Genomic DNA, 25,173 nt, shown 5'->3' with positions numbered 1-25,173 from the left:
GTCAGCCGGTGACGTCGAGGCGGAACAGCTCGGCGGCGTTGCGCCAGGCGACCCGGTCGGCCAGCGCCGGCGGCAGGTCGGCGGCGAGCACCGCACCGTACGCGGCGGCCGGGTCGATCAGGGTGGCGTCGGTGCCGAACAGCAGCCGTCCGGGGTCGACCGCCGCCGCGACGGCGGCGAAGCGGCCCGCCTCGGTGTGCGAGAAGCACGGTTCGAGCCAGAGCCGGTCCACCGCGTTCGCCGCCTCGACCGCGTGCCGCCAGCCGTTGGCGCCCATGTGCCCGGCGATGGCCCGCAGGCCGGGGATGTCCACACAGGCCTGGGCCAGCTCCAGCGGGGTGGCGTCCCAGGTGTGCACCAGGGCGGGCAGGTCGTGGGCGGCGACCAGTTCCAGGGCGGCCCGGGTCTGCGGCGAGCAGACCGGGGAGGCGGTGTAGTCGGTGTGGATCTTCACCCCGACGAAGCGGCCGGTGGGCAGCAGCTCCCGCAGGTCGCGTTCGGCGTCGTCGAGCCGGCGCGGGTTGACCGTCAGGTAGCCGCGCAGCCGGTCGCTGTGCTCGAGCGTCCGGGCCATGGCCCGGTTTCCGGCGGTCACGTCGTAGATCACCGCCTCGGTGGCCGAGGCGATCGCGAGGTCGATGCCGTACCGGTCCATCACGGCGAGGTTGGTGGCCAGCGCGCCGACCTCCATGCTGAAGAACCAGGGCCCCCAGTGGGCGTGCACGTCGATGATCATTCGGTCGGCTCCAGGATGCGGCGGGCGTTGCCGCCGGCCACGGCGGCCACGTCGGCCGGCGTGAGGCCGCCCCGGGCCAGCCGGAGCCGGGGTACGACGGCCTCGTAGAACGGCGTACGGGAGCCGTAGAGCAGCCGGCCGACACCCACGTGCTCCGCGACGGTCTCTATCGCGTCCGGCGAGTTGAGCAGCCGGGTGGAGGTGTGGAAGCCCGGTTCGTCGCGGGCGGCGACGACGAAGTCGCCCAGGTGATAGAAGTGCGTGTCGAGAAAGACCACGGTCGCCCCGCGAAGTGGGCGCCAGAACCGGCGGACGTCGCCGCCGGTGAGGATGACCAGGCCGGCCGCGGCGGCCCGGCGGGCCACGTGCCGGACGGCCGGGAAGTCCGCCTCCACCCGCTGGTCGTCGGGGAAGAGCCGGATCGCGCGGAAGCCCCGCTCGGCCAGCCGGTCCACCTCCCGCTCGGCCCCGAGCGGGTCACGCAGGTCGACCCCGCCGACCGGGAGCACGCGCGGGCCGGCGAGGGCGGCACACTCGTCGTTGCCGGTGGGCACGTCGAACAGGGCCGCCCGCAGGTCGGCCACCGCCGCCCGGCTGATCCCGTTCGTGGTGAGCGCCTCGACCACCTGGCGCGGGTCACCGGCCGGCCCCGGGCGGTCGGCGTACCGGCCGACCAGCACGTCGACGTCGAACGTGACGGCCGGCAGGTCGCCGGCGGTGAACGGAGAGGTCACCGCGACCCCGCCACCGCGAGTACCCGCGCCCGGTCGTCCGCGGGCAGGGCCGGGCCGTGCCTGTCGTCGGCGTACGACTGCGGGATCCGGCCCTCGGCGGCGGCGATCCAGAGCATCCGGCGGACGTACCCCTCGATCGGTTCGGTGAAGGTCACCTCGGCGAGACGGTCCAGGCGCGCCGAGGCGGTGACGAAGTCGGCGTACCGCCGCTCGGCGAAGGCCCGGAGCACGGCGGCGGTGACCGGAACCGCGGCGGCGGCGAGGCCGACGAGCGCGGCCTGCGCGCCCCACATCAGCGACGGCCCGAACATCCGGTCCTCGCCGGTGACGGCGAGCCGGTCGGCGGCGTGGGCGGCGGCGAGCGCGGCCTGGCAGGCCATCGCGTCGTGCAACCGCGCCACCTTGACCCCGGCCACGCCGGGATGGTCCAGCAGGTCCACGAGCCGCTGCGGTGGATAGGGCCGGACGTAGAGGTCGAAGGCGAGCATCGGCAGGCCCGCGGCCCGCCAGATCGCGTCGTGGTGGGCCGGCGCGTCACCGTCGACCGGGAAGACCAGCACCCCGGCGGCGCCGAGGGCGGCGGCGGCCGTCGCCTGGTCGGCGACCTCGTCGGTCCGTTCCCCTGGCCGGCCACCCACCCCGACGATCACCGGTACGCCGGTGGCGACGGCCCGCCGGACCACCCGGTCCCGCGTGGTGTCGTCGAGGAACGGGCCGCGACCGGTGTGGGCGAGCACCGCCAGGGCGTCGGCGCCGTCGGCGACCAGGCCCCGCAGGTAGCGGTCGAGGATCGCCTCGTCCGTCGCGCCGTCGCCGTCGACCGGGGTGGCGGTGGCCGCGACGAGGGCCCACCGCAGCCGGTCCCGCAGCGCTGCGGCGGCCGGGGCGATCACGCCGTCACCGCGGCCCGGACGGCGCGGGCGATCTCGTCGACGTGGTCGTCGGTGTAGCGCTCGTTCCAGTCGATCACCAGCAGGGTCTCGTCGACGAGCCGCTCCGCCACGGGGCAGGTGCCCGGCCCGTAGGTGGGTTCCCGGTCGGCGGGCGGGACGGTGAGCGGGAAGCGGGAGGTGCCGTAGACCGGGGCGTCGGTGAGCGCGGGTGCGTGGTGCAGCGGCTGGTCGAGGTAGCCGGCGCGGGCCGGGATCCCGGCCGCGGCGAGCGTCGCGGCGACCTGACGGTTGGTCAGGGGTGGGTCCAGCACCACCGGGAAGAGCCACCAGGCGTGCGCGTCGACGTCGGCGGGCAGGCGTACGCCGGGCAGGCCGGCCAGGGCGGCGTGCAGCCGGGCGGCGGTGCGGCGGCGGTCGGCGAGCACGCCGGGCAGCTTGGCGAGCTGGGCGCGGGCGACCGCGCCGGCCAGTTCGGTCATCCGGTAGTTCAGGCCGAGGCCGACGTGCCGGCGGGCCTCGTCGCGCGGCCAGCCCTTGTCGGCGAAGAGCCGCATCCGCCGGGCCAGCGCCGGGTCGTCGGTGACCGCCAGGCCGCCGTCGCCGCAGGTGATGTGCTTCCACTGCTGGAGACTGAAGCAGCCGATGGCGCCGGCCGTGCCGACCAGCCGGCCGTCGGGGTACCGCGCGAGCCAGGCCTGGGCACAGTCCTCGATCAGCGGCACACCGGCGGCGTCGGCCACCGCGCGGAGGTCGACGGCGGCGCCGAACAGGTGCACCGCGAGGATCGCGCGGGTGCGCGGCCCGATCGCGGCGGCGACGGCCGCCGGGTCGAGGTTCCCGGTGTACGGGTCGACGTCGGCGAAGACCGGCACCGCGTTCTGCGCCAGGATCGGTGCGACGGTGCCGAAGTCACTGATCGGGGACGTGATGATCTCGTCTCCCGGGTCGGGTGCGGCGGCGACGACGGCGCAGTGCAGGGCTGCCGTCCCCGAACTGGTGGCCACGGCGTGCGAGACTCCATGCCGGTCGGCCATCTCGCGTTCCAGGGCCCGGACCTCGGTGCCCCACACGGAGCTGAGCATCCCCGAGTGGAGCACCCGGGCGACGGCGTCCAGTTCCTCGGTGCCGAGGGTCCGGCCACCGGCATCGGCCATGCTCGGAAACGACACGTACCCTCCCGGCTTCCAGAAATACCGGGCCTGACCGTAATCTTGAGCTACGGAACATGCAACCCTTCGACCGGAGGCAGCCGTGACCATCGAGATAGGGGTCGTCGGGCCGCACGACCTCGTCGACGACGTGGCGGCCACCTGCGAGGAGCAGCCCGGCGTCACCGCTCGGCGGCTGCACTACGACCACGAGTCCCAGACCCCGGCGCTGGTGGAGGCGCACAGCGCGCAGGTCGAGGCGTGGCTCTTCACCGGCGTGGTGCCGTACACCCTGGCCCGGGAGGCGAACGTGCTGACCCGGCCGGCGACCTTCGTCGACTACACCGGAGCGACACTGCTCCAGGCCACCGTGCGACTGCTGCGCGACGGGCACGACGTCACCCGGATCTCCGTCGACACGATCACCGGTGCCGACGTCGCGGCGACGTTCACCGAGGCCGGCCTGCCGGTCGACCGGGTCCGCACCCTGCCGTACCGGGGCAGCCTCAGCTCCGACGACGTGGTGGCCTTCCACCGGCGGCAGCACAGCTCCGGCGCCCAGGTGGCGGTCACCTGCATCAGGTCGGTCTACGAGGTGCTGCGGCACGAGATGCCGACGTTCCGGCTCGTCCCGTCGATCCACTCGGTGCGCACCGCGCTGCGCCAGGTGCTGCTGTCGGCCAACAGCCAGGCCCAGGAGGACGCACAGATCGCCCTCGGCCTGGCCAACCTCCCCGGCGGCGACGACGGCCTGCTCAAGGAGGTCGCGACGCTCGGCGGGACGCTGGCCCGGTTCGCTCCCGACACGTACCTGATCGTCACCACCCGCGGTCCGCTGCACGACGCGACCGGCGGCTTCACCGCGCTGCCGATGCTGCGTCGCCTGGCCGACCGGCACGGTACCGTCCAGATCGGCTTCGGGCTGGGGCGCAGCGCCGCGGAGGCGGAGAACCTGGCGCGCCGGGCGTTGAGCCGGGCCCGTCGGGTCGGGTCGACGACCGCGGTGCTGTCGCTGCGCGGCGAGACCGACATCGTGCTGGAGTCGACCATACCGACCCCGCCGCCGGCGGAGGCGAACCTGGCGGTGATCGCCCAGCGGGTCGGCCTGTCGGTGCCCACCCTGCTGCGCCTGCGCGAGGTCCGCGCCGCGGCCGGCGACGAGCCGCTGACCAGCCGCGAGGTCGCCGCGCAGCTCCACATCCAGCAGCGCACCGCCCGCCGCATGCTGCACCGCCTGGAACTGGCCGGCCTGGCCGAGCGCCTGGGCAACCTCGCCTCCGGCAGCAGCGGCCGTCCGTTGACCCTCTACCGCCTGACGGTGTGACCCCGCCCGGTCCGTGCCCCCGTGGCACGGACCGGCCCCGTCGGAGGTCAGGCCAACCAGGTGTCGAGGTGCTCGGCGACGAACGCGTCGTCACGCAGGTGCGGGTAGGCGGCGTACACCCGGTCCAGTTCGGCGAGCTGGCCCGGCGACAGTTCCTCGGCCGGGTCCAGGCACCAGCGGCCGGCGAGCAGTCCCTGGCGGCGCAGCACCTCGTGGATCCCGGGGATGCAGCCGTGGTAGCCGTTCGCGGCGTCGAAGATGGCGGCGTTGGCGTCGGTCAGGTGACCGTCGAGGGTGAGCAGCCGGCGCAGCGCGATGTCGTCACCGCCGCGCGCGCCGCGGGCGTCCTTCAGCAGGCCCACGGCGGTACGCGCCCACACCGCCCACTGGCCGAGCAGTCCGCCGACGAACTCGACCTCGACCGGCCGGCCGTCCACGGTGATCCGGTGCGGCGCCACCAGGTCGGCGAGGATGTGGTCGTCGTTGCCGGTGTAGAGGGCGAGGTCTCCGGTGCGGCCGGCGGCGCAGACGCCGTGCAGCACGTCGAGGGTGCGGTAGCGGTCGAACGGCGCGACCTTGATCCCGACCACGGAGTCGAGGCCGGCGAGCCGGGCCCAGAAGTCGCGGGACAGGTGCCGTCCGCCGACGGCCGGCTGGAGGTAGAAGCCGATCACCGGCAGCACCTCGCCCACCGCCCGGGCCCGCTCGATCAGGGCGTCCTCGTCCAGCGGCGCGTACGGCGACAGCAGCACCAGGTGGTAGCCGAGCGACGCGGCGAGTTCCGCCTCGCGGACCGCCTGCGCGGTGTCGCCGCAGACGCCGGCGACCAGGATGGCCTCCGAGCCGGCGGCGGTCTCGGCGGCCAGTTCGAGCACCGGGGCGAGCAGCCCGACCGCCGGGTCGTGGATGGCGAACTGGGTGGTGTGCACGCCGACGGCGATGCCACCGGCACCGGAGGCGAGGTAGTAGCGGGTCAGGGCCCGCTGCCGGCGCTCGTCGAGCCGCCGGTCGGCGTCGAGGGCGAGCGGGTGGGCGGGGATGACGCAGCCCCGCTTGAATCGGGCCAGGGCCGTGGTCTGTCGGGTGTCCGGTGCGGTCAACACGGTATCTCCTAGAAGTTGCCGTCGCGGCGCTGGAATCCGGTCGGCTTGCCGAGCAGGGGAAGCCCGTCGCCGACCCAGTCCGCCGTCAGCTCGATCAGCTCGGCGACCGGCACGTCCGGGTAGCCGAACAGCCGGTGGCAGAGCTGCGCGTTGGACAGCAGCGCGGTCGGCGCCTCGGTGCCGGTGAAACGCGCCTCCCGTCCCAGCCGGTCGGCGAGCGCGGTGGCGACCTGACGGACCGAGACCAGCTCCGGACCCGTCAGGTTCAACACGAACGGCGGTGTCCGTGCGTGGTGCAGGGCGCGCAGGGTCACCTCGTTGGCGTAGCCCTGCCAGACGATGTTGGCGTGCCCCATCGTCAGGTCGACGGGCTGGTCGGCCAGCACTGAGGAGGCGATGTCGACGAGGACGCCGTAGCGCATCTCGACGGCGTAGTTGAGCCGGATCAGCGCCAGCGGGGTGTCGTGGCGCTCCGAGAAGTGGGTGAGCACGCGTTCCCGGCCCAGGCAGGACATCGCGTACTCGCCGACCGGCTGCACCGGGGTCGCCTCGACGCAGCCGCCGGAGGTGACCGGCACCAGCGGGTAGACGTTGCCGGTGCTCAGCGCGACGATCCGCGAGCCGGCGAAGCGCTGCGCCACCCGGCCGGGGAGGTAGGCGTTCGTCGCCCAGGTGGCGTGTTCCCGGCCGCTGGTGCCGAACTTGGCACCGACCAGGAAGACCACATTCGGCGCGTCGGGCAGGGCGGCCAGGGCGGCGTCGTCGGTGATGTCGGCCTCGACCACCACCGCGCCCTCGTCCCGCAGCGCGTCGGCGAGGCCGGCCTCGGAGAAGCGGGACACCGCGATCACCCGCGCGCCGGTGCCCGCCTCGGCGACGCCGCGCAGCGCCAGCCGGACCAGGCTCGGCCCCAGCTTGCCGCCCGCACCGAGGATCAGCAGGTCACCGTCGAGCTTGCGCAGGTCGTCCACCAGGACGCCGCGCGGCCGGGACAGGCGCTCCTCCAGGTCCCCCACGGTACGCATACCACCACACCCCTTCCGGATTAACGGTCATGACCGTAACTTCCGTCCCAGGGGGCGTCAAGGTGTCGAGGCGACCGGATCGGCCGCGGCGGTCAGGTCCGGGCGCGGGCCGAGGCGAGGATCTCCAGCACCGCCCGGGTCTGCTCCCACGGCACCGGGGCCGGCGCGCCGGCCACCATGTCCAGGAAGGCGTCCACAGTGGCCCGGTAGCCCAGTTCGTCGGCCCCGCCGCGCAGCACCACCCGCCGTTCCCCGGCGGTGGTGTACACGGTCACCTCGTACGACTCGCCCTGGCTGACCCCGAGCACCTCGACCGTGCCGGGCACGCCGTCGTCCCACTGCACGGTCAGCAGGCCGGTGTCCTCGGAGCGCAGGCCGTGGTGCCGGCGTACGGTCGCGGCTGCCCCGACCAGCCGGACCGCCGGCCCGAGCAGCGCGACGAGCAGCTCGACTCCGTGCAGGCCCATCATGACCAGGGTGCCGCCGCCCACCCCGGGATCGTCCTGCCAGGGGTTGTAGCCGGTGGCCCAGAGACCGACGTCGTGCCGGACGGTGGCCCGTACGGCGAGCACCTCCTCGCGCGGCACGTCGAACGCGGCGAACGCCGGGGCGAACCGCAGCACGGAGGAGGTGAGCACCAGCTCCGGAGCCCGGGTCACCACCGACTCCAGCCGATCGAGCTGCTCGCGGGTGGCCGCGGCCGGCTTGTTGACGAAGCAGGGCAGCTTCCGGTCGAGGATCCGCGCCAGCGCCTCCGGCACCCCGGAGGTGGGCACGGTGAGCACCACCCCGTCCGGGGCGGTGGCCAGCAGCGCGGCCAGGTCCGGCACCACGACGGCGTCGGGCTGTTCGGCCCGGAACCGCGCCAGCCGCTGCGGATCCGGCTCCCACACCACCAGCTCGGCGGCCGCCGCGTCGGCACGCAGAGTCCGGGCGTCGGTGTACGGGTGACTGGTGGCGAGTCCGGCGATGGCGATGCGCATGACCGCAGAGGCTACTTCTCCCCCGGGCCCCTCGCGACGCAGGTCAGCCGGTGGTGCCGAGCAGTTCCACGGTCACCTCGTGGCGCAGTGGCTCGCCGCGCAGGAACCGGTCGATCTCGGCGCACACGCTCGCGGCGGCCCGCCGCCGCGACTGCACGGTCCCGGCTGACTCGTGCGGTGTCAACAGGACGTTCGGCAGCGCGCGGAACGGGTGGCCGGTGGGCAACGGCTCGGCGTCGAAGACGTCCAGCGCGGCGTCCAGCCGTCCGCCGCGTAGCGCCGCCAGCAGCGCCGCCTCGTCCACCAGCGCCGCCCGTGCGGTATTGACCAGGAGGGCGCCGTCGGGCATCAGGGCCAACTCCCGGGCGGAGATCATCCCGGTCGTCTCCGGCAGCACCGGGGCGTGCAGCGATACCACCAGTGACCGGGTGAGCAGGTCGTCCAGGCCGACCCGCTCGACGCCGAGGGCGGCGGCGTCGCCGGCGTCCAGGTACGGGTCGGCGACCAGCACCCGCGCGCCGAGCGCCCGGACCAGCGCCAGGTACGCCCGGCCGGTGCGGGACGCGCCGACCACCCCGACCGTGGCGCCGCGCAACTCGCGCCGGGGCGGGGCCGCCTTGGCCGCCGCCCAGTCGGCCCCGGTACGCAACGCGTGGTCGAAGCGGTGCAGCCGGTGCAGCAGGGAGAGGGTCAGGGCGAGTGCCTGCTCCCCCACCGCGTACGCCATGGCGTCGCCGGCCTGGGTGACGCGTACGCCCCGGGCGAAGCTCGCCGGGGTGACGAACGGTTTCACGCTGGCCCCGGTGTGCGCGAGCAGCCGCAGCCGGGGCGCGGCGGCCAGCACCCGGGCGGTCAGCGGCGCGGTGCCCCAGCCGGTGACCACCACGTCGGCGTCGGCGAGCAGCCGAGCCAGGACGTCCTCGTCGCCGACGTCGTCCCCGGCGGGCAGCCGCACCTCGCCCAGCCGGCGCAGCGCCGCCCACGCGTCGGCGTCGAAGAAGAGGGACCGGACCTGCGGGGTCACCGCCACCGCGACGATCGGCCCGCTCATCCCTTGATGCCCGTGGTGGAGACGCCCTCCTGGAAGTAGCGCTGGCCGATCAGGTACGCCGCGAAGATCGGCACGAACGCCACCACCGAACCGGCCAGCAGCATGTTCAGCGCCACGTTCTCCTGTTGCAGAGAGGCGATGCCGGTGGTGAGGGTCCGCATGTCGAGGCTCTGGCCGACGATGAGCGGCCAGAGGAAGTCGTTCCAGTGCCAGAGGAAGACGAAGACGCCGAGGGTGGCGAGGATCGGCTTGATCAGCGGCAGCACGATCGACACGTACACCCGCCATTCGGAGCAGCCGTCCAGCCGGGCCGCCTCGAACAGCGAGTCGGGCAGCGAGGCGATGAACTGCCGCATCAGGAAGACGGCCTGCGCGTTGGCCAGGGTGGGCACGATCATGCCCCAGTAGGTGTCCACCCCGCCCAGCTCGGAGATGATGATGAAGGTCGGGATCATCGTGACGTGGTAGGGCACCATCAGCATCGCCAGGAACGACCAGAACATGGCTTCCTTGCCGGGGAAACGCTTCTTGGCGAACGCGTACCCGGCCATCGAGGCGAACAGCAGCACCCCGACGACGGACACGACCGAGTAGACGATCGTGTTCCACATCCACCGCAGCACGCTCTTCGCGCCGACGACCTGGTCGTACGCCTCGGTGGAGAACGGCCAGGGCAGCAGGCTGTCCGGGAAGGTCACCGGTCCGGTCGGCTTGAACGACAGCACGACCATCGCGTAGAAGGGGAACAGCGTGATCGCGGCGCCGACCAGCAGCAGCGCGGTGCGGGTGACGAGCCACCCCCGGCCGGCCTCACCGACCCGGTAGGGCCGCCGCCGGTTCCTCGGCGCGGTCGCCGGCTCGGTGACCGGGGCGACGGGCACCATGGTGTCGGTCATTGTTCCCTCCCGAGGGTGAGCCGCTGGACGAGCGCCACGACGATGGTCATCACGAACAGCGCCACTCCGATGGCGCTGGCGTAGCCCAGGTCGAAGTACTTGAACCCCTGGTCGTACAGCAGGTACACCAGGCTGTAGCTGGCCCGCACCGGGCCACCGCCGGTCATCACGTAGATCATGTCGAAGACCTGGACCGCGACCGTGGTCTCGATGACGGCCACGAAGAACAGCGCGGGCCGCAGTTGCGGCAGCGTGACGAAGCGGAAGCGCTGCCACGCCGAGGCGCCGTCGGTGAGCGCCGCCTCCTCCAACTCGGCGGGGATCTCCTGCAGGCGGGCGAGCAGGATGAGCATCCCGTAGCCGAACCGGGACCAGACGGCGACCAGGACGAGCGCGGGAATGACGAGCACGCTGTCGGCCAGCCACGACTGCTGCGGCAGACCCAGCGCGCCCATCGCCCGCGACCACGGTCCCCCCTCGGCGAAGACCCAGCTGAACACCACACCGGCGAGCACCAGGCTGGTCACGACGGGCAGGAAGAAGACCGACCGGAACAGCTTCGCGCCGCGAAAGGCCCGGCGGGTCAGCAGGGCCATGCCGAGCGACGCCAGCATCGACAGCGGTACGGACAGCACGGTGAAGACGACCGTCACCCGCAACGCCGACCAGAACGTGGGGTCGTCGAGGAGGCGGCGGAAGTTCTCCACGCCGACGAAGCCGGTGTCGCCGCCGATCGTGTAGTCGGTGAAGCCGAGGACCACTCCGGCGATCGCCGGCCCGAAGCGGAACAGGGCGAACAGCACCAGGAACGGCAGGACGAACAGCAGCGCCGTCCCCGCCTCCCGGGCGGACGGACCGCGGACGCGCCGTCGGCGGATCGTCGGTAGGGCAACCATCTGACAACCTTTCCGGCGGCTCGCGGTGGGCGGGGGCCGTCCACCGCGAGCCGCGTGTGAGCTAGCCGAGCAGGGGGTCGGCGGCCTTGGCCGCGTCGTCGAGGGCCTGCTCGACCGACTTCTTGCCGAGCAGGGCGGCCTGGATCTCCGGGGCGAGCACGCCCTGGACCTCACGGGCCTTCTCGTTCAGCGGGCCGACGGTGCTGTTGGCGACCTGCTTCTCCTGCTCGCCGAGGACCGGGTCGTCGGCGTAGAGCGCGCCGACGGACTTCTTGGCCGAGAAGAAGCTCGCGGCGACGTCGTACTTCTTGGCGTTCCCGGCGTCCGAGGCGAAGGCGATCCACTTGCCGGCCGCCTCCTTGTTGTCGGAGTTCTTCAGCATCGACAGCGAGCCGACGGTGCCGTAGCCGATCTGCTTGGTCTCGGTGAGGTGCGGCAGCGCCTGCATGTTCTCCTTGCCCCAGAACTTCTCGATCTCCGCCGGCAGCACGTGCCAGACGCAGCCCACCTTGTTCTGCGCGATGCGGGTCTGCTCGATGGGCGGCAGCGAGGTGAGCAGGCTCTTGTCGACGTAGCCGCCGTCGACGAGCTGCTTGACGAAGGTCAGCGCCTTGCGGCCCTCGGGGCCGTTGAAGGCGACCGATTTGCCGTCGGGGCTGAACACGTCGCCGCCCGCCTGCCAGAGCAGGGGGTAGAAGGTCTGGTTGAGGGTGTGCTTGACGTCGCCGCCGTACGCGGCGACGTCATACCCCTTGGCCTTGAAGGCCGGTGCCATGGCGAGCAGGTCGCTCCAGGTCTTCGGGTAGCTGGTCTGGCCCACCGCGGCGAAGACCTTCTTGTTGCACAGCGGGGTGACGGCGCTGGTCAGCACCGGAGCGCCCATCATCTTGCCGTCGATGGTGACGGATTCGACCACGTTGGGCAGGTAGTCGGCCTTGGCGGCGTCGTCGAGGTACTTGTCGACCGGCTCGATGTTGCGGGCGTACTTGGGCAGCTGGTCGGGGATGAGGTAGACGACGTCCGGTCCCTTGTTGCCGGCGATGGCCGTGGCCAGCGCCTGGTCCCGGTTGGCCCATGGGAAGATCTCGGTCTTGATCTCGATGTCCGGGTTGGCCGCCTGGAACGCCTTGGCGGTCTCGTCCCAGTACGCACGGTGCTTCGCCTCGTCGAAGATCACCGGGTAGATCCACATCGTGACGGTCTTCTTGCCGGAGTCACCGGAGCCGGAACCACCACAGCCCGTGGCCGCGAGCGCGGCGACGAGCGCCACCGCCACAGCCGACAGGCTCTTGCGAACACGCATCTCGCATCCTTCCGGGGGAGGTCAGGTGGGCAGTACAGTAACTTACGGTCCGGGCCGATACTAGAGCCGAACTGGACCGAGGTCACATCGTCACTGTTCGTACGCCCGGACCGAAAAATCAATCCATGCCCGTAATAGTCAAGGAATCCGATGAGGCCGGGGGCGACACCGCACCCCGGCCGGCACCGGTGCCCGGCCGCCGGCCGAGCGGGGCCCTCAGGCCAGGTCGACCCGGATCAGGTTGGTCGCACGGGTGGTGAAGAGAGTGCGTACCCCGTCGGTGACCACCTCCGGAGCGCCGAACCAGGACTGGCCCAGGCCGTCGGCCAGGACGGTGAGCGACGGCTCGTGACGACCGGCGCGCACCGTCCACAACCGCGCGCCGTCGGTCCCGAAGACCCGCTCGTCGATGACGGCGAGCTTGCCACCGACGGCGCCGACGTCGACCCGCCACAGGACCGTCCGGGTACGCGGGTCCAGAGCGAACAGCTCACCCTCGCCGGTCACCCCGACGAGCACCCTGCCGACCAGCTTCAGGTCGACGATCACCCCGTCGGCCGTGGGCTCGACGAGCCAGCTCAGCCGCTGGGTGCGGTAGTCGAAGTACCCGAGCTTGGCGCGCGTCGTCGTCGGGATGGTGCCGTAGCCGTTGATGATGCTGCCGCCGAGGAACACGCCGTGCGGGTCCGGGCAGAGCGACTGGACGGTCTGGTCCGGCAGGATGCCCCGCCAACTGCGCGAGCGCGGCCCGTCGAAGACGGTGAACGCGCCCTCCCACCGGCCGTAGTCCGGCTCGGTGGCCATCAGCACCAGGTTGCGACGCCGGTCGACGACCAGGGACGTCGGGCGGGTCTGTTCCTGGGCGGGGTCGACCCGGGCGACCTCGGTCGCGGTTCGGCCGCCGACCGGCAGAGTGAGGTGGCGGGCCAGGGTGTACACGCCCATGTGCGTCACCCCCTGCCAGGTGTCCATGTCCTTGGCCTCACCGCCGAAGGGCACCCGGTAGGTGTCGAAGGCCGGCGTGGGCTCGGTGGAGACGACCTGGACGCCGAGGGTGCCTCCGACGACGATCCGGTCACCGGCGTGGCAGAGCGACATCGGCCGTTCCGGGGTGGGCGCCAGCTCCGGGGAGCTCATGTCGAGCGCTTCGGTGGTGCGGGTCGTCAGGTCGTAGACGATGCCTCCGGCCCCCTGCACGGCCCAGAGCCGGCCGTCGTCGAGGAAGCCGATCCGCACGTTGGAGGCCTCGGCGACCGGTACGCCGACCAGGGTGGGCGTGGTGTCGCCGAGGGTGAAGCGGTACAGCGATCCGCTGGGACGGGTGGTGTAGAAGATCTCGTCGCCGCGGCTGGTGATGCCGACGACGAACGAGTCGCCGGGCGTGGAGAGGATCTGGTGGCTGCTGTGGTCGCGGGTGTCCACGACCAGGATCTCGGCGGTGGGCGAGATCCCGACCACGAGGTGGTCGCCGGCCAGGTGGCAGACCGCGCCGAAGGTCCGGCCGCGCAGGGCCGCCGGGAGGATGTCGGTGCGCGTACCGGTGCCGCGGTCGTAGGCGACGAGGCCGGCGCGGGAGCCGATGCCGCAGTAGACCGTCGTCTCCGTCGCGACCAGGTCGCGGACGTAGGTGTCGTCGGGGTCCATCCGGCCGTGGTCGGTGGCGTGCCCGGTGGCCGGGTCGTACTCCCAGATCCGGGCCGAGGGGTACGTGCCGACGAAGACCTTGCCGTCCGGCGACGCCTTGACGCTCCAGCCGACCTCCTGGTCGAGGTCGAGCACCTGCGTGACCGCGAGGGTGACGGTGTCCACCTTGAACAGCAGACCCGGGGTGTACGAGCTGACGAACAGGTCGGTGCCGACCGCGTCGATGCCCCACAGGCCGGGCACCCCCGGGATCAGCGCGGTCTTGGTGATCCGGCGTTCGGTCAGGTCGTACGCGGCGACCCGGGTGGGCATGATCTGCCGGGTCGCGAACCAGATCTCGTTGCCGACGCGGAGACCGTTGCCGAAGTTCAGCACCCGGGAGGCAGGTCCGAGGTCGGTGATCACCACGTCGGACGGCTCGGGCACACCGGAGCCCGGGGCGGCGTGGGCAGCTCGTGGAAATACGGCTCCTGCCGTTACCGCACCGATACCGGCGAGCACCGCTCGTCGCGATACAACTCCCGACATGATTTGCCCCTTCCGCAGAGACGGTTGCAGGGCCGCACCATTTACGGTCAGGCCCGATACTGGGCTCGACCCTAAAGTTGGGCATCAACCCCCGTCAACGGGCCGCGCCCGGCCCTTTACATTGCGGTCGTATTGCGAAAGGTATACATTGCAGTCGTATTGAAAACGGAGGTGGTCGGCATGGACGTGCTCGAGCTGACAGCGATCGACCCGGCACAGCGGGATCTGGTGGGCGGCAAGGCCGCCGGCCTCGCCGCGCTGATCCGGCTGGGCGAACGGGTGCCGGACGGCTTCTGCATCACGACCGCGGCGCACCACCGCGGCGAGGTGCCGCGCGAAGAGGTGCTCGCGGCATACGACCGGCTCGGCGGCGGGCCGGTCGCGGTGCGCTCCAGCGCCACCGCCGAAGACCTGCCGGACGCGAGCTTCGCCGGCCAGCAGGACACGTACCTGTCGGTGACGGGCGTCGAGGAGTTGCTCAAGGCGATCCACGCCTGCTGGGACTCGCTGCACAGCCACCGCGCGATCGCCTATCGCGAGGCCGTCGGAGTCGCGCACGAGAGCGCACGCATGGCCGTCGTCGTGCAGCGGATGGTCGACGCCGAGGTCGCCGGCGTGCTCTTCACCGCCAACCCGCTCACCGGCTCGCGAGGTGAGGCCGTGGTCGACGCCGCACCCGGACCGGGCACGGCCGTCGTCGACGGGACGACGGCCGCCGACCACTACGTGCTGAACGGCACGGAACCGGCGGAACACGGCTGCCTCACCCCGGTCCGGCTGAAGGAGCTTCGCGAGGTCGGCAGGCGGCTCCAGCACCGGCTCGGCGCCGAGCAGGACATCGAGTGGGCCTACGACCGCGACGGCACATTGTGGTTGCTGCAGTCGCGGCCGATCACCACGCTGTTCCCGGCGCCTCCCCGGAGCACGAAACCGGGCCCACGCCTGTACGTCGAGTTCGGCCACGTCCAGGGCATGCTCCAGCCGACGACGCCGATGGGCATGTCGACCCTGAAGTCGATGCTCGCCGGCATGCTCGCGTCGTTCGGCCTCACGATCGAGATCGTCGACATCGGCGGGCGGCTGTACGGCGATCTGACTGACGCGTTGCGCGACCCGTCGACCCGGCAGCGACTCGTGAAACTGATGGCTGTCGACTTCGGGCCACGCGCGCAGGCGGTGGTTTCGCACCTGCTCGACGACCCGCGGTTCGCCCCCAAGAAGGGTGACCGTCGCCGGCCCAGCGCGGCCGCTCTGACCACGGCACCGAAGGCGGCGGCCGGGATCCTCCGCGCGCTGGCCCGCCCGGCGGCAGCCCGGGCACGCGTGTCCGGCGAGATCGAACGCCTCCGGACGCACCCGGTAGCCGACCCGTCCTCGGCTGCCGAGCTGCTGGACCTCGTCGAGGAAGCCACGCACGCGAGGACGCGGCTCGACCGGATCATCTGGCCTGTCGTCAGCGGACTCCTCGTGTCCGCGGCGCTGCCGCCGCTGCTCAAGGGGATCGCAAGCGACGACGAGATCCACACGGTGCTCGGCGGCATGCCGTACAACGTCACCATCGAGATGGATCTCGCGCTCTGGCAGGTGGCCCAGCGCGCTACCCCGTACCGCGAGATCCTGCTGCACACGCCGCCGGACGACCTCGCCGCGGCCCACCTGGCAGGCGAACTGCCCGACATCGGCCTGAGCACGTTCCTCGACAGGTACGGCCACAGGTCAGCCGCTGAGGTCGACGTCGGCGTACCGCGCTGGTCCGAGAACCCGGCACCGGTGTTCACGATTCTCGCCAACTACCTGCGGGTCACCGATCCCGAGCAGGCCCCGGATCGGCGGTTCCAGCACGCCGCGGCCAGGGCCGAGGCGATGCTCGCTGAGCTCACCCGGCGGGCACGCCGCAAGCAGGCGGTGCGTGGCCGAGTGACCGGCTTCTTCCTGCGCCGGTCGCGGGAGCTGACCGGACTGCGTGAGGCGGGCAAGTTCGCAGGACTGTACGCGCTGCGCGACCGACGCCGGCGCCTCCTTCTCATCGGTGCCGAGCTGCAGGCGAGCGGTCTCCTCGAGCGTGCGGACGACGTCATGTTCCTCACCCTGCCCGAGCTGCGCGCGGCAGTGCAGCGCGACGACCTGCGCGAGGTGATCGCCGGACGGCGGTCGGCGTACACGCGGGAGCTGCGGCGCCGGACCGTCCCGGTCGCCCTGCTCTCCGACGGCACCGACGTGGAGGCGCTCCTGCCGGCCCGCGCGTCGGACGGTCACACGCTCACCGGCACGGGCGCGGCATCAGGACGCGCCACCGGGCGCGCCCGCGTGGTCCGCAGCCTGGCGAGCGCGTCGATCGAGCCGGGCGAGATCCTCGTCGCGCCGACGACCGATCCGGGGTGGACGCCGCTGTTCCTCACCGCGGGTGGACTCGTCACCGAGACCGGCGCGGTGATGGCGCACGGGCCGACCGTGGCACGGGAGTACGGCATCCCCGCCGTGATCTGCGTCCCGGGCGCCACCGAGCGCATCCGGACCGGGCAGCTGATCACGGTCGACGGTGCCACGGGGACGGTGACGATCGACCGACCTGTCACCACCGACTGACGCGCCGGAGCCCGCTCAGGCCGCCACGGTAGCCGCCGGCACCACGTCGGGCGCGTCCAGCCGGAAGGCGTCGGCCGCCGCGTCGTCGGGCTGATCGTGCGCGGCCCGCTCGGCCCGGACCCGCGCGGCGTAGTGCGCGACCTCCCGGTCGACCCGTTCGTCGCCCCAGCCGAGGACCGGCGCCATCAGCGTCGCCGCCGGCCGGGCGGCCATCAGGCCCCGGTCGAAGCTCTCGATCGAGATGTGGGTGCGCCGGGTCAGCACGTCCTCCAGGTGCAGCGCCCCCTCGGCGGACGCCGCGTAGACGACCTCCACCCGCAGGTAGTCCTCCGCGCCGTCGAGCGGCTCACCGAGCGTGGGATCCTCCCGCAGCAGCGCCAGCACCTCGTCGACGGCGGCGCCGTAGCGCCGCAGCAGGTGCTCCACGCGCTCGGTGTGCAGTCCGGACTGCTGCGCCAGCCGGCGGCGCTGGTTCCACCGGGCGACGTAGCCCTCCGCCCCCAGCAGGGGCACCCGGTCGGTGCACGAGGCGGCCACCGCGCCGCCGAGGCCGCGCACCGCCTCGTCGACCGCGTCTCGCGCCATCACCCGGTACGTCGTGTACTTGCCGCCGGCCACCACCACGAGGCCGGGCGCCGGACTGACCACGCTGTGCTCCCGCGACAGCTTGGCGGTCGCGTCGGACTCTCCGGACAGCAGCGGGCGCAGGCCGGCGTACACGCCCTCGACGTCGTCGCGGGTCAGCGGGGTGGCCAGCACCGCGTTGACGCGCTCCAGCAGGTAGTCGATGTCCCGGCTGGTCGCCGAAGGATGCGTCTTGTCCAGCTCCCAGTCGGTGTCGGTGGTGCCGACCAGCCAGTGCCGGCCCCACGGGATCACGAACAGCACGCTGGACTCGGTGCGCAGGATCAGGCCGGTGCTGGACCGGATCCGGTCGCGCGGCACCACGAGGTGGATGCCCTTGGAGGCGCGCACCTGGAACTGGCCCCGCTCGCCGACGAGGGCCTGGGTGTCGTCGGTCCACACCCCGGTGGCGTTGATGACCTGCCGGGCACGCACCTCGAACACCCGGTCGGTCTCCAGGTCGTGCACCCGCGCGCCGGTGACCCGGGCGCCCTCGCGCAGGAAACCCACGACGCGGGCCCGCGACAGCGGGTGCGCCCCGTGCCCGGCGGCGGTGCGGACGAGGAAGGTCACCAGCCGGGCGTCGTCGACCTGGGCGTCGTAGTACTGCAGAGCGCCGACCAGCGCCGCGGGCCGCAGCGACGGGCAGGCGCGCAGCGCCCCGCGGCGGCTCAGGTGCCGGTGGGCCGGCAGTCCGCGCCCGTGGCTACCGGACAGGCTCATCGTGTCGTAGAGCAGCACGCCGGCGCCGGCGTACAACCGTTCCCAGCCACGGTGGCGCAGCGGGTAGAGGAACGGCACCGGGCGGACCAGGTGCGGGGCGAGCCGCTGCAGGAGCAGGCCCCGCTCGCGCAGTGCCTCGCGGACCAGCCCGAAGTCGAGCATCTCCAGGTAACGCAGGCCACCGTGGATGAGCTTGCTGGACCGGCTCGACGTACCGCTGGCCCAGTCGCCGGCCTCGACGAGCCCGACCGACAGACCCCGGGTGACGGCGTCGAGAGCGCAGCCGGCGCCGGTGACGCCGCCTCCGATCACCAGGACGTCCAGTTCCTGGCCGCTGCCGAGGGCGGCCAGGGACCGCTCGCGGGCGGCCGGTGACAGTGTCGCGGAAAGCATCCGTCTTCTCTCTCCTGAGGAGGGTGGGGGCGGCCGGCGACGGGCGCCGGCCGCCCGGATCCTTGAGGGGTGGGGCGTCAGTCGACGTCGACCCAGTCGAGCGTGCGCCGGACCGCCTTCTTCCACCGGCCGTAGCCGTTCTCGCGCTGCTCCGGTGACCAGCCCGGCTGCCAGCGCCGGCTCTCGTTCCAGTTCTCGCGCAGCTCGTCGGTGTTCTTCCAGAAACCGACGGCGAGGCCGGCGGCGTACGCCGCGCCGAGGGCGGTGGTCTCGGCGACCACCGGCCGGCTGACCGGCACGCCGAGGATGTCCGCCTGCATCTGCATGCACAGGTCGTTGACGGTGACGCCGCCGTCGACCTTGAGGCACTCCAGGTGCACCCCGGAGTCCTGCTCCATGGCGTCGGCCACGTCCCGGCTCTGATAGCAGATGGACTCGAGAGTGGCCCGGGCGATGTGGGCGTCGGTGTTGAACCGGGAGAGGCCGACGATCGCGCCACGGGCGTCCGAGCGCCAGTACGGTGCGAACAGGCCGGAGAACGCGGGCACGAAGTACACCCCGCCGTTGTCCTCCACCTGGCGGGCCAGGATCTCGCTCTGCGCGGCGGTGTTGATGATCTTGAGCTGGTCGCGCAGCCACTGCACGGCCGAGCCGGTGACCGCGATCGAGCCTTCGAGCGCGTACACCGGGGCGTCGTTGCCGAACTGATAGCACACCGTGGTGAGCAGCCCGGCCTTCGACCGCACGATCTCCGTGCCGGTGTTGAGGAGCATGAAGTTGCCCGTGCCGTAGGTGTTCTTCGCCTCACCCGGGGCGAAACAGACCTGCCCGACGGTGGCGGCCTGCTGGTCGCCCAGGTCGCCGGTGATCGCGACCCGGCCGGCGAACGGGCCGTGCTGCCGGGTGCTGCCGTACGAGCGGGGGTCGGACGACGGCCGGATCTCCGGCAGCATGGCGTGCGGGATGCCGAAGAAGGACAGCAGCTCGTCGTCCCAGTCCAGCGTCTCCAGGTTCATCAGCATGGTGCGACTGGCGTTGGTCGGGTCGGTGACGTGCACCCCGCCCTCGACGCCGCCGGTGAGGTTCCACAGCAGCCAGGTGTCGGTGTTGCCGAAGACGGCCTCGCCGCGCTCGGCGGCCTCCCGGACCCCGTCGACGTTCTCGAGGATCCACTGGATCTTCCCGCCGGAGAAGTACGTCGCCGGAGGCAGGCCGGCCTTGCGCCGGATGACGTCGCCGTTGCCGTCGCGTTCCAGGGCCGAGGCGATCCGGTCGGTACGGGTGTCCTGCCAGACGATGGCGTTGTAGTAGGGCCGGCCGGTCCGGCGGTTCCACACGACAGTGGTCTCGCGCTGGTTGGTGATGCCGAGCGCGGCCAGGTCGGAGGCGGTCAGGCCGTGGGCGTTCATCGCGGTCTGGACGACCGTCTGGGTCCGCTCCCAGATCTCGAGTGGGTTGTGCTCCACCCAGCCGGCCTGCGGCAGGATCTGCTGGTGTTCGAGCTGGTGGCGGCCGACCTCGTTGCCGCCGTGGTCGAAGATCATGAAGCGGGTGCTGGTGGTGCCCTGGTCTACCGCGCCGACGAAGTCAGCCATGCGGGTGTCTCCTTCTGTGTCCGTCGAAAGGATTCGGGTCGGCGTTGTCAGATGCGGGCGAGCTCGTCCTCGGCCGGGGTCTTCTCGGTGGCCAGGGTGCCCGGCTCCAGCTCGTCCTCGCTGGGCAGGAAGCGGCCGATGATCAGCTCGTAGAGGCCGGCGCCGATGACGCCACCGACGAGCGGCCCGACGATGGGCACCCAGAAGTACGGGTATCCGCTGGTGTCCTGGAAGGCCGTTTCGTAACCGGTCAGGAACGAGGCGAGGCGGGGGCCGAAGTCGCGGGCGGGGTTGATGGCGTAGCCGGCGTTGGCGGCGAAGGCCATGCCGATCGCCACCACGATCAGGCCGACGATCAGGGGGGCGAGGTTGCCGGCGGGCAGCGAGTTGCGCGCGTCGGTGACCGCCAGGACGAGGAACAGCAGGATGGCCGTACCGATGATCTGGTCGCGCAGCCCGCCCCACTCGGACACACCGGCGCCCGGCATGGTGGAGAAGACGCCCTGGCTCTTGCTGGTCAGGCCCGGGTCGAACCGGGACAGCGCCTCGCTGTAGTTCCAGCGGATGATCAGGGCCGCGACGAACGCGCCGGCGGTCTGGGCCAGCGTGTACGGCAGCACCTTGCGCCAGGAGAAGCCCTTGAAGACCGCCAGGGCGACGGTGACCGCGGGGTTGAGGTGCGCGCCGCTGATGCGGCCCGCCACGTACACGCCGAGCGTGACGCCGAGGCCCCAGGCCCAGGCGATGCTGTCGAACTCTCCGGTTCCCGCCGCGGCTACCTGGGCGACCACGCCCACGCCGAACAGGATGAGGATCGCGGTGCCGGCGAACTCGGCGGCCAACTCGCCGACGAGCCCGGGCGCTTTCGACCGTTGCGCCATCTTGCCTCCAGAAGCGGTGGGGGTGGCAGCCCTCCCGTCGGAGAAATAGAGGGCCGGTCGGTGACGCGGCGGTGCAGTGACGTCACCGTGCGTTGAACCGTAGGAACCCCTCGGGGCCGGGTCAACGAACCCCGGTCGACAATGCCGAACACTGTTGCGGCCGGCGAAACGCGTTTAGCATTCGGCCCCATGCCGGGTCAGGTGCAGTCCATCGCGCGGGCCGCGGCGATCCTCCGCCTGCTGGCCAGCAGCTCCGGCCGCCTCGGCATCGGGGAGATCGCCCGCTCCCTCGACCTGGCCAAAGGCACCGCGCACGGCATCGTCCGCACGCTGCAGGACGTCGGCTTCGTGGAGCAGGACAAGACCTCCGGCAAGTACCAGCTCGGGGCGGCCCTGCTGCACCTGGGCACCAGCTACCTCGACGTCAACGAACTGCGCTCACGCTCCATCAACTGGGCGGACCCGCTGGCCGCGCGCAGCGGCGAGGCCGTCCGCATCGGCACCCTGCTGGACGGCAAGGTGCTGGTGGTCCACCACGTCTTCCGGCCCGACGACACCCTGCAGACCCTCGACGTCGGATCCCTGCTGCCCCCGCACGCCACCGCGCTCGGCAAGGTCCTGCTCGCCTACGACGTCGGCGCCGCCAACGCGGTCGTGCAGGGCGAATCCGAGCCGTACACCCGCCGCACCCTGGTCACCGCCCGGACCCTCAGCCGGGCGCTGACCGAGATCCGGGACAACGGCTGGGGCGCCGAGATCGAGGAGATGACCCTCGGCGAGGCCGGAATCGCCGCGCCCATCCGCGGCTACGGCGGCCTCGTCGTGGGCGCGATCGGGCTCTCCGGCCCGGTCGACCGGGTCTGCGACGCGCAGCGCCGCCCCCGTCCGACGCTCGTCGCGTACGTCCGCGACGCCGCACGCGCGGTGTCCCGGGATCTCGGCGCGGCGCGCTGGTGATCCGTCCACCCTGCCCCGCCATTTGCGCGAGAGAGGACGAGGAATGACTGACAGCTACGTCGTCTCCATCGACCAGGGCACCACCTCGACCCGCTGCATCGTGTTCGACCGCCGCGGCAACCTCGTCTCCGTGGCGCAGCGGGAGCACCAGCAGCACTTCCCCCGGCCCGGCTGGGTGGAACACGACGCGCTGGAGATCTGGCGCAACGTCGGCAAGGTGGTGCCCCGGGCCCTCGCCCAGGCCGGCATCGTCGCGGGCCAGGTCGCCGCGATCGGCATCGCCAACCAGCGGGAGAGCACCGTGGTGTGGGACCGGCGAACCGGCGTCCCGGTGGCGCCGGCGATCATCTGGCAGGACACTCGCACCGACACACTGGTGGAGACGCTGGCCCGGGCGCCCGGCGCCGAGGACCTCCGGCAACACTGTGGACTGCCGCTGGCCACGTACTTCTCCGGCCCCAAGCTGCGCTGGCTGCTCGACCACACGCCCGGGCTGTCCGAGCGGGCCGAGCGCGGCGAGGTGCTCTTCGGGACGATGGAGAGCTGGCTGATCTGGAACCTCACCGGCGGCCCGGACGGCGGTCTGCACCTGACCGACGTCACCAACGCCAGCCGGACCATGCTGATGGACCTGCGCGCGCTCGGCTGGCACCCGGACTCGCTGGCCTTCTTCGGCATCCCGGCCGCCATGCTGCCCGAGATCCGCTCCTCGTCGGAGGTGTACGGCACCGCGACCGCCGTCCTGCCCGGCGTGCGGATCGCAGCGGCGCTCGGCGACCAGCAGGCCGCCCTGTTCGGCCAGACCTGCTTCGCGCCGGGCGACGCCAAGTGCACCTACGGCACGGGCAGCTTTCTGCTGCTCAACACCGGCACGGAGCCGGTGCACTCCAGCCACGGGCTGCTCACCACCGTCGGCTACCAGATCGGCGGCCAGCCGGCCGTCTACGCCCTCGAAGGCTCCATCGCGATCACCGGGTCCCTGGTGCAGTGGTTCCGCGACCGGCTGGAGCTGATCAGTTCGGCGCCGGAGATCGAGACCCTCGCCCGCACGGTGGACGACAACGGCGGCTGCTACATCGTGCCGGCCTTCTCCGGGCTGTTCGCGCCCCACTGGCGCAGCGAGGCGCGGGGCGTGATCGTCGGGCTCACCTCGTACATCACCAAGGGGCACCTGGCCCGCGCGGTGCTGGAAGCCACCGGCTGGCAGACCCGCGAGGTGGTCGACGCGATGAACGCCGACTCCGGCCTGGAGTTGACGGCGCTGCGAGTCGACGGCGGGATGACCGCCAACAACCTGCTGATGCAGTTCGTCACCGACGTGCTGGCGGTGCCGGTGGTGCGGCCGATGGTCGCCGAGACGGTCTCCCTCGGCGCCGCGTACGCCGCCGGGCTGGCGGTCGGCTACTGGCCCGACCTGGAGGGACTGCGCAGCAACTGGCACCTCGCCGCTCGGTGGGTGCCGCAGATGGACGAAGCCTTCCGGGCCGAGGAGCGTGACAACTGGCAGCGCGCGGTCGAGCGCACCTTCGACTGGATCAAGCCTGGGACCCGCACCGGCAACGGATGACCTGCACCGTACCTCCGGAGGTCACGCCGGTGAGATCGCCTGGCCGACGCTCGTGTCCATTACCTACGCCCGGTCGTCCATGGTAGCCAGGACGCTGGCTGCCTCTCGGCACCTGCCCGCCTCGCAGTCCACGCTTGGAGACACCCGCCGATGAAAGCTCGATACGCCAACCTCATTCGTATCCGCGCCCTCGACCCCGAGCATGACTACCTGGCCATCTACCAGACGATGCTGCGGTACGAGTTCCCGTGGGACATGAAGCTCGGGCTCAACCTCGCCTTCAACCGGTCCTTCTCGATCCCGTCGATCTCGGCCGTGCACGTGGCCACCGGCGAGCTGACCGAGCGTACGCGCAAGCGCATCGACGACACCGGGCTCCTCATGTACGAGATGGTGCTCAACGGCTTCGACCAGCCGCGGGGGCGGGAGGCGCTGCGACGGGTCAACCAGATCCACCGCCCGTACGACATCGGCAACGACGACTACCTCTACGTCCTCGGTTGCCTGGTGGTGATCCCGACTCGCTGGCTGCAGCGGTACGGCTGGCGCCACCCGTGCTGCCACGAACGGCAGGCCACCTACCTCTTCTACCGCGAACTCGGCCGGCGGATGGGCATCACCGGCATCCCCGACTCCTACGAAGCGTTCGAGACCTGGTTCGACGCCCACGACTCGGCACACCTCAAGCCCAACGACGACGCGGCCGCCATCGAGCGAGCCACCCGCATGCTGATGCTCACCCGCATCCCCAAGCCCCTCGCCCCGCTGGGCAACGCACTGGTCAGCGCCATGTACGACGCGCCACTCCGACGGGCGACGCGGGTCGACGCCCCGGCGTGGCCGGTCCGGGCCGGCCTGCACCTGGCATTGAAGACGCGCGCGCGGTTCCAGCGTTGGTTCGGAGCGCCCGGGACCACGCCGTTGTTCGCCGACGGGATCAAAGCCGAGAGCTATCCCGACGGGTACGAGATCAGCCAGCTCGGTCCGCACAAAGCCAACGTGCCTGGTCATCCCCACGCATAAGGGAGCGGCCGTCGCTGCCGTCGGAGCGGGCCGCAGTTCGTGCCGTTTCTCGACTACGACCACGAGGTTCGCAAGGTTCTCTGCACCACCGACATCATCGAGTCCGTGAACGCCCGGTTCCGGCAGGCCGCCCGCCGGCGGGGGCACTTCCCGACCGAGCAGCGAGCTGGTGCGACACACCGGGTAGGCGTCGAAGTTCAGGTCTTCCGCGCCGTACGCCGGTTGCCGAACGACTCCATGGTGGTCGCCTTCTTGGCCGGCGCCCTGGTGGCGGACGTGGTGCGGGCCCGGGTCGGCGCGGCCTTCTTCGCCGGTGCCTTCTTCGCCGCGGTCCTCGCTGACGGCGCCTTCTTTGGTGGTGCGTTCTTGGCGGCGACCGCCTTCGCCGTCGGCCTGCGGCTCGGCGAGGCCGTAGTGGCGGAAACGTCCTTCTTCCGGGCGACGCGGGGCGTGGTCGGCGTGGGCTTCTCGCCGGGCGTCTTGGCTGCGCTCGCGCCGGTGGCCCGCTTCGTGGCAGCGGCGACCTTCTTGGCCGCCACCTTCCGGCTCGGCGGCATCTT

20 protein-coding genes and 1 pseudogene are annotated in these 25,173 nt (G+C 72.1%); 6 read left to right on the top strand and 15 right to left on the bottom strand.

The features are described from left to right. Window position 1: 1 nt before the first annotated feature. Genes ABIH81_RS19970 through ABIH81_RS19955 form a run of 4 tightly spaced genes read right to left on the bottom strand, consistent with a single transcriptional unit; the run spans window position 2 to window position 3,532 of the window. Complete coding sequence (locus ABIH81_RS19970) at window positions 2-736, bottom strand: amidohydrolase family protein (protein ID WP_349876417.1); 735 nt, start codon at window positions 734-736, stop codon at window positions 2-4. Continuing rightward, window positions 733-1,470, bottom strand: a complete 738-nt coding sequence (locus ABIH81_RS19965; RefSeq protein ID WP_349876416.1) for a hypothetical protein — start codon at window positions 1,468-1,470, stop codon at window positions 733-735. The genes ABIH81_RS19970 and ABIH81_RS19965 overlap by 4 nt, the downstream gene beginning before the upstream one ends. After that, a complete protein-coding gene (locus tag ABIH81_RS19960) occupies window positions 1,467-2,363 on the bottom strand; it encodes a dihydrodipicolinate synthase family protein (protein WP_349876415.1) in 897 nt (298 codons plus the stop codon). The genes ABIH81_RS19965 and ABIH81_RS19960 overlap by 4 nt, the downstream gene beginning before the upstream one ends. Further along, the gene (locus ABIH81_RS19955; RefSeq protein WP_349876414.1) at window positions 2,360-3,532 is read right to left on the bottom strand and encodes a DegT/DnrJ/EryC1/StrS family aminotransferase; all 1,173 of its coding nucleotides are present in this window, start codon (window positions 3,530-3,532) and stop codon (window positions 2,360-2,362) included. The genes ABIH81_RS19960 and ABIH81_RS19955 overlap by 4 nt, the downstream gene beginning before the upstream one ends. Before the next feature lie 82 nt (window positions 3,533-3,614). Between ABIH81_RS19955 and ABIH81_RS19950 the strand changes: the two genes are divergently transcribed. Beyond that, complete coding sequence (locus tag ABIH81_RS19950; RefSeq protein WP_349876413.1) at window positions 3,615-4,835, top strand: hypothetical protein; 1,221 nt, start codon at window positions 3,615-3,617, stop codon at window positions 4,833-4,835. 47 nt (window positions 4,836-4,882) lie between these two features. Here ABIH81_RS19950 and ABIH81_RS19945 read toward each other — a convergent pair whose 3' ends face one another. The 8 genes from ABIH81_RS19945 to ABIH81_RS19910 form a co-directional block, all read right to left on the bottom strand. Then, window positions 4,883-5,938 (bottom strand): dihydrodipicolinate synthase family protein, encoded by a 1,056-nt coding sequence (locus tag ABIH81_RS19945; RefSeq protein ID WP_349876412.1) that lies wholly within the window; start codon window positions 5,936-5,938, stop codon window positions 4,883-4,885. A gap of 8 nt (window positions 5,939-5,946) precedes the next feature. Continuing rightward, the gene (locus tag ABIH81_RS19940; RefSeq protein ID WP_349876411.1) at window positions 5,947-6,963 is read right to left on the bottom strand and encodes an NAD-dependent epimerase/dehydratase family protein; all 1,017 of its coding nucleotides are present in this window, start codon (window positions 6,961-6,963) and stop codon (window positions 5,947-5,949) included. 92 nt (window positions 6,964-7,055) lie between these two features. Next, a complete protein-coding gene (locus ABIH81_RS19935) occupies window positions 7,056-7,946 on the bottom strand; it encodes a Gfo/Idh/MocA family oxidoreductase (protein ID WP_349876410.1) in 891 nt (296 codons plus the stop codon). A 43-nt stretch (window positions 7,947-7,989) separates the two neighbouring features. Then, window positions 7,990-8,997 (bottom strand): hydroxyacid dehydrogenase, encoded by a 1,008-nt coding sequence (locus tag ABIH81_RS19930; RefSeq protein ID WP_349876409.1) that lies wholly within the window; start codon window positions 8,995-8,997, stop codon window positions 7,990-7,992. Then, window positions 8,994-9,893: a carbohydrate ABC transporter permease gene (locus tag ABIH81_RS19925; RefSeq protein ID WP_349876408.1), complete on the bottom strand. Its 900-nt coding sequence runs from the start codon at window positions 9,891-9,893 to the stop codon at window positions 8,994-8,996. The genes ABIH81_RS19930 and ABIH81_RS19925 overlap by 4 nt, the downstream gene beginning before the upstream one ends. Beyond that, the gene (locus ABIH81_RS19920) at window positions 9,890-10,789 is read right to left on the bottom strand and encodes a sugar ABC transporter permease (protein ID WP_349876407.1); all 900 of its coding nucleotides are present in this window, start codon (window positions 10,787-10,789) and stop codon (window positions 9,890-9,892) included. Before ABIH81_RS19920 ends, ABIH81_RS19925 begins: the two co-directional genes overlap by 4 nt. A gap of 61 nt (window positions 10,790-10,850) precedes the next feature. Further along, the gene (locus ABIH81_RS19915; RefSeq protein WP_349876406.1) at window positions 10,851-12,092 is read right to left on the bottom strand and encodes a sugar ABC transporter substrate-binding protein; all 1,242 of its coding nucleotides are present in this window, start codon (window positions 12,090-12,092) and stop codon (window positions 10,851-10,853) included. A 216-nt stretch (window positions 12,093-12,308) separates the two neighbouring features. Beyond that, the gene (locus ABIH81_RS19910; RefSeq protein WP_349876405.1) at window positions 12,309-14,162 is read right to left on the bottom strand and encodes a hypothetical protein; all 1,854 of its coding nucleotides are present in this window, start codon (window positions 14,160-14,162) and stop codon (window positions 12,309-12,311) included. A 282-nt stretch (window positions 14,163-14,444) separates the two neighbouring features. Here ABIH81_RS19910 and ABIH81_RS19905 point away from each other — a divergent pair, with 282 nt between their 5' ends. Beyond that, window positions 14,445-16,850 (top strand): PEP/pyruvate-binding domain-containing protein, encoded by a 2,406-nt coding sequence (locus ABIH81_RS19905; protein ID WP_349876404.1) that lies wholly within the window; start codon window positions 14,445-14,447, stop codon window positions 16,848-16,850. Between the two features lie 15 nt (window positions 16,851-16,865). On the opposite strand, the gene ABIH81_RS19900 is transcribed toward ABIH81_RS19905, so the two are convergent. The 3 genes from ABIH81_RS19900 to ABIH81_RS19890 all read right to left on the bottom strand — a co-directional run bounded on the left by ABIH81_RS19900 (window position 16,866) and on the right by ABIH81_RS19890 (window position 21,066). Next, on the bottom strand, window positions 16,866-18,590 hold the full coding sequence (locus tag ABIH81_RS19900; RefSeq protein WP_349876403.1) for a glycerol-3-phosphate dehydrogenase/oxidase: 1,725 nt from the start codon (window positions 18,588-18,590) through the stop codon (window positions 16,866-16,868). Between the two features lie 77 nt (window positions 18,591-18,667). Beyond that, window positions 18,668-20,185: a glycerol kinase GlpK gene (gene glpK / locus ABIH81_RS19895; protein ID WP_349876402.1), complete on the bottom strand. Its 1,518-nt coding sequence runs from the start codon at window positions 20,183-20,185 to the stop codon at window positions 18,668-18,670. A 47-nt stretch (window positions 20,186-20,232) separates the two neighbouring features. After that, window positions 20,233-21,066 carry an MIP/aquaporin family protein gene (locus ABIH81_RS19890; RefSeq protein ID WP_349876401.1) on the bottom strand — a complete coding sequence of 278 codons (834 nt, stop codon included), beginning with the start codon at window positions 21,064-21,066 and terminating at the stop codon, window positions 20,233-20,235. 189 nt (window positions 21,067-21,255) lie between these two features. Between ABIH81_RS19890 and ABIH81_RS19885 the strand changes: the two genes are divergently transcribed. From ABIH81_RS19885 to ABIH81_RS19870, 4 genes and pseudogenes are all read left to right on the top strand, one after another. Continuing rightward, the gene (locus ABIH81_RS19885) at window positions 21,256-22,023 is read left to right on the top strand and encodes an IclR family transcriptional regulator (RefSeq protein ID WP_349876400.1); all 768 of its coding nucleotides are present in this window, start codon (window positions 21,256-21,258) and stop codon (window positions 22,021-22,023) included. Window positions 22,024-22,066: 43 nt separating this feature from the next. Continuing rightward, window positions 22,067-23,590 (top strand): glycerol kinase GlpK, encoded by a 1,524-nt coding sequence (gene glpK, locus ABIH81_RS19880; protein ID WP_349876399.1) that lies wholly within the window; start codon window positions 22,067-22,069, stop codon window positions 23,588-23,590. A gap of 150 nt (window positions 23,591-23,740) precedes the next feature. Continuing rightward, complete coding sequence (locus ABIH81_RS19875) at window positions 23,741-24,613, top strand: oxygenase MpaB family protein (protein ID WP_349876398.1); 873 nt, start codon at window positions 23,741-23,743, stop codon at window positions 24,611-24,613. Window positions 24,614-24,646: 33 nt separating this feature from the next. Beyond that, window positions 24,647-24,781, top strand: a pseudogene (locus ABIH81_RS19870) (transposase); the annotation flags it as partial. Window positions 24,782-25,173: the final 392 nt, after the last annotated feature.

It is taken from the genome of Micromonospora sp. HUAS YX12 (genome assembly GCF_040215685.1).
GTDB lineage: Bacteria > Actinomycetota > Actinomycetes > Mycobacteriales > Micromonosporaceae > Micromonospora > Micromonospora tulbaghiae.
This window is presented reverse-complemented; position numbering and strand designations above follow the sequence as displayed.

What these genes read in the sequence shown, in the direction of transcription:
- ABIH81_RS19875 (WP_349876398.1), top strand. Translation starts at nt 23,741, where the DNA reads ATGAAAGCTCGATACGCCAACCTCATTCGTATCCGCGCCCTCGACCCC.
- ABIH81_RS19970 (WP_349876417.1), bottom strand. Translation starts at nt 736, where the DNA reads ATGATCATCGACGTGCACGCCCACTGGGGGCCCTGGTTCTTCAGCATG.
- ABIH81_RS19900 (WP_349876403.1), bottom strand. Translation starts at nt 18,590, where the DNA reads ATGCTTTCCGCGACACTGTCACCGGCCGCCCGCGAGCGGTCCCTGGCC.
- ABIH81_RS19925 (WP_349876408.1), bottom strand. Translation starts at nt 9,893, where the DNA reads ATGACCGACACCATGGTGCCCGTCGCCCCGGTCACCGAGCCGGCGACC.
- ABIH81_RS19885 (WP_349876400.1), top strand. Translation starts at nt 21,256, where the DNA reads ATGCCGGGTCAGGTGCAGTCCATCGCGCGGGCCGCGGCGATCCTCCGC.
- ABIH81_RS19915 (WP_349876406.1), bottom strand. Translation starts at nt 12,092, where the DNA reads ATGCGTGTTCGCAAGAGCCTGTCGGCTGTGGCGGTGGCGCTCGTCGCC.
- ABIH81_RS19890 (WP_349876401.1), bottom strand. Translation starts at nt 21,066, where the DNA reads ATGGCGCAACGGTCGAAAGCGCCCGGGCTCGTCGGCGAGTTGGCCGCC.
- ABIH81_RS19930 (WP_349876409.1), bottom strand. Translation starts at nt 8,997, where the DNA reads ATGAGCGGGCCGATCGTCGCGGTGGCGGTGACCCCGCAGGTCCGGTCC.
- ABIH81_RS19905 (WP_349876404.1), top strand. Translation starts at nt 14,445, where the DNA reads ATGGACGTGCTCGAGCTGACAGCGATCGACCCGGCACAGCGGGATCTG.
- glpK (WP_349876402.1), bottom strand. Translation starts at nt 20,185, where the DNA reads ATGGCTGACTTCGTCGGCGCGGTAGACCAGGGCACCACCAGCACCCGC.
- ABIH81_RS19940 (WP_349876411.1), bottom strand. Translation starts at nt 6,963, where the DNA reads ATGCGTACCGTGGGGGACCTGGAGGAGCGCCTGTCCCGGCCGCGCGGC.
- ABIH81_RS19920 (WP_349876407.1), bottom strand. Translation starts at nt 10,789, where the DNA reads ATGGTTGCCCTACCGACGATCCGCCGACGGCGCGTCCGCGGTCCGTCC.
- ABIH81_RS19935 (WP_349876410.1), bottom strand. Translation starts at nt 7,946, where the DNA reads ATGCGCATCGCCATCGCCGGACTCGCCACCAGTCACCCGTACACCGAC.
- glpK (WP_349876399.1), top strand. Translation starts at nt 22,067, where the DNA reads ATGACTGACAGCTACGTCGTCTCCATCGACCAGGGCACCACCTCGACC.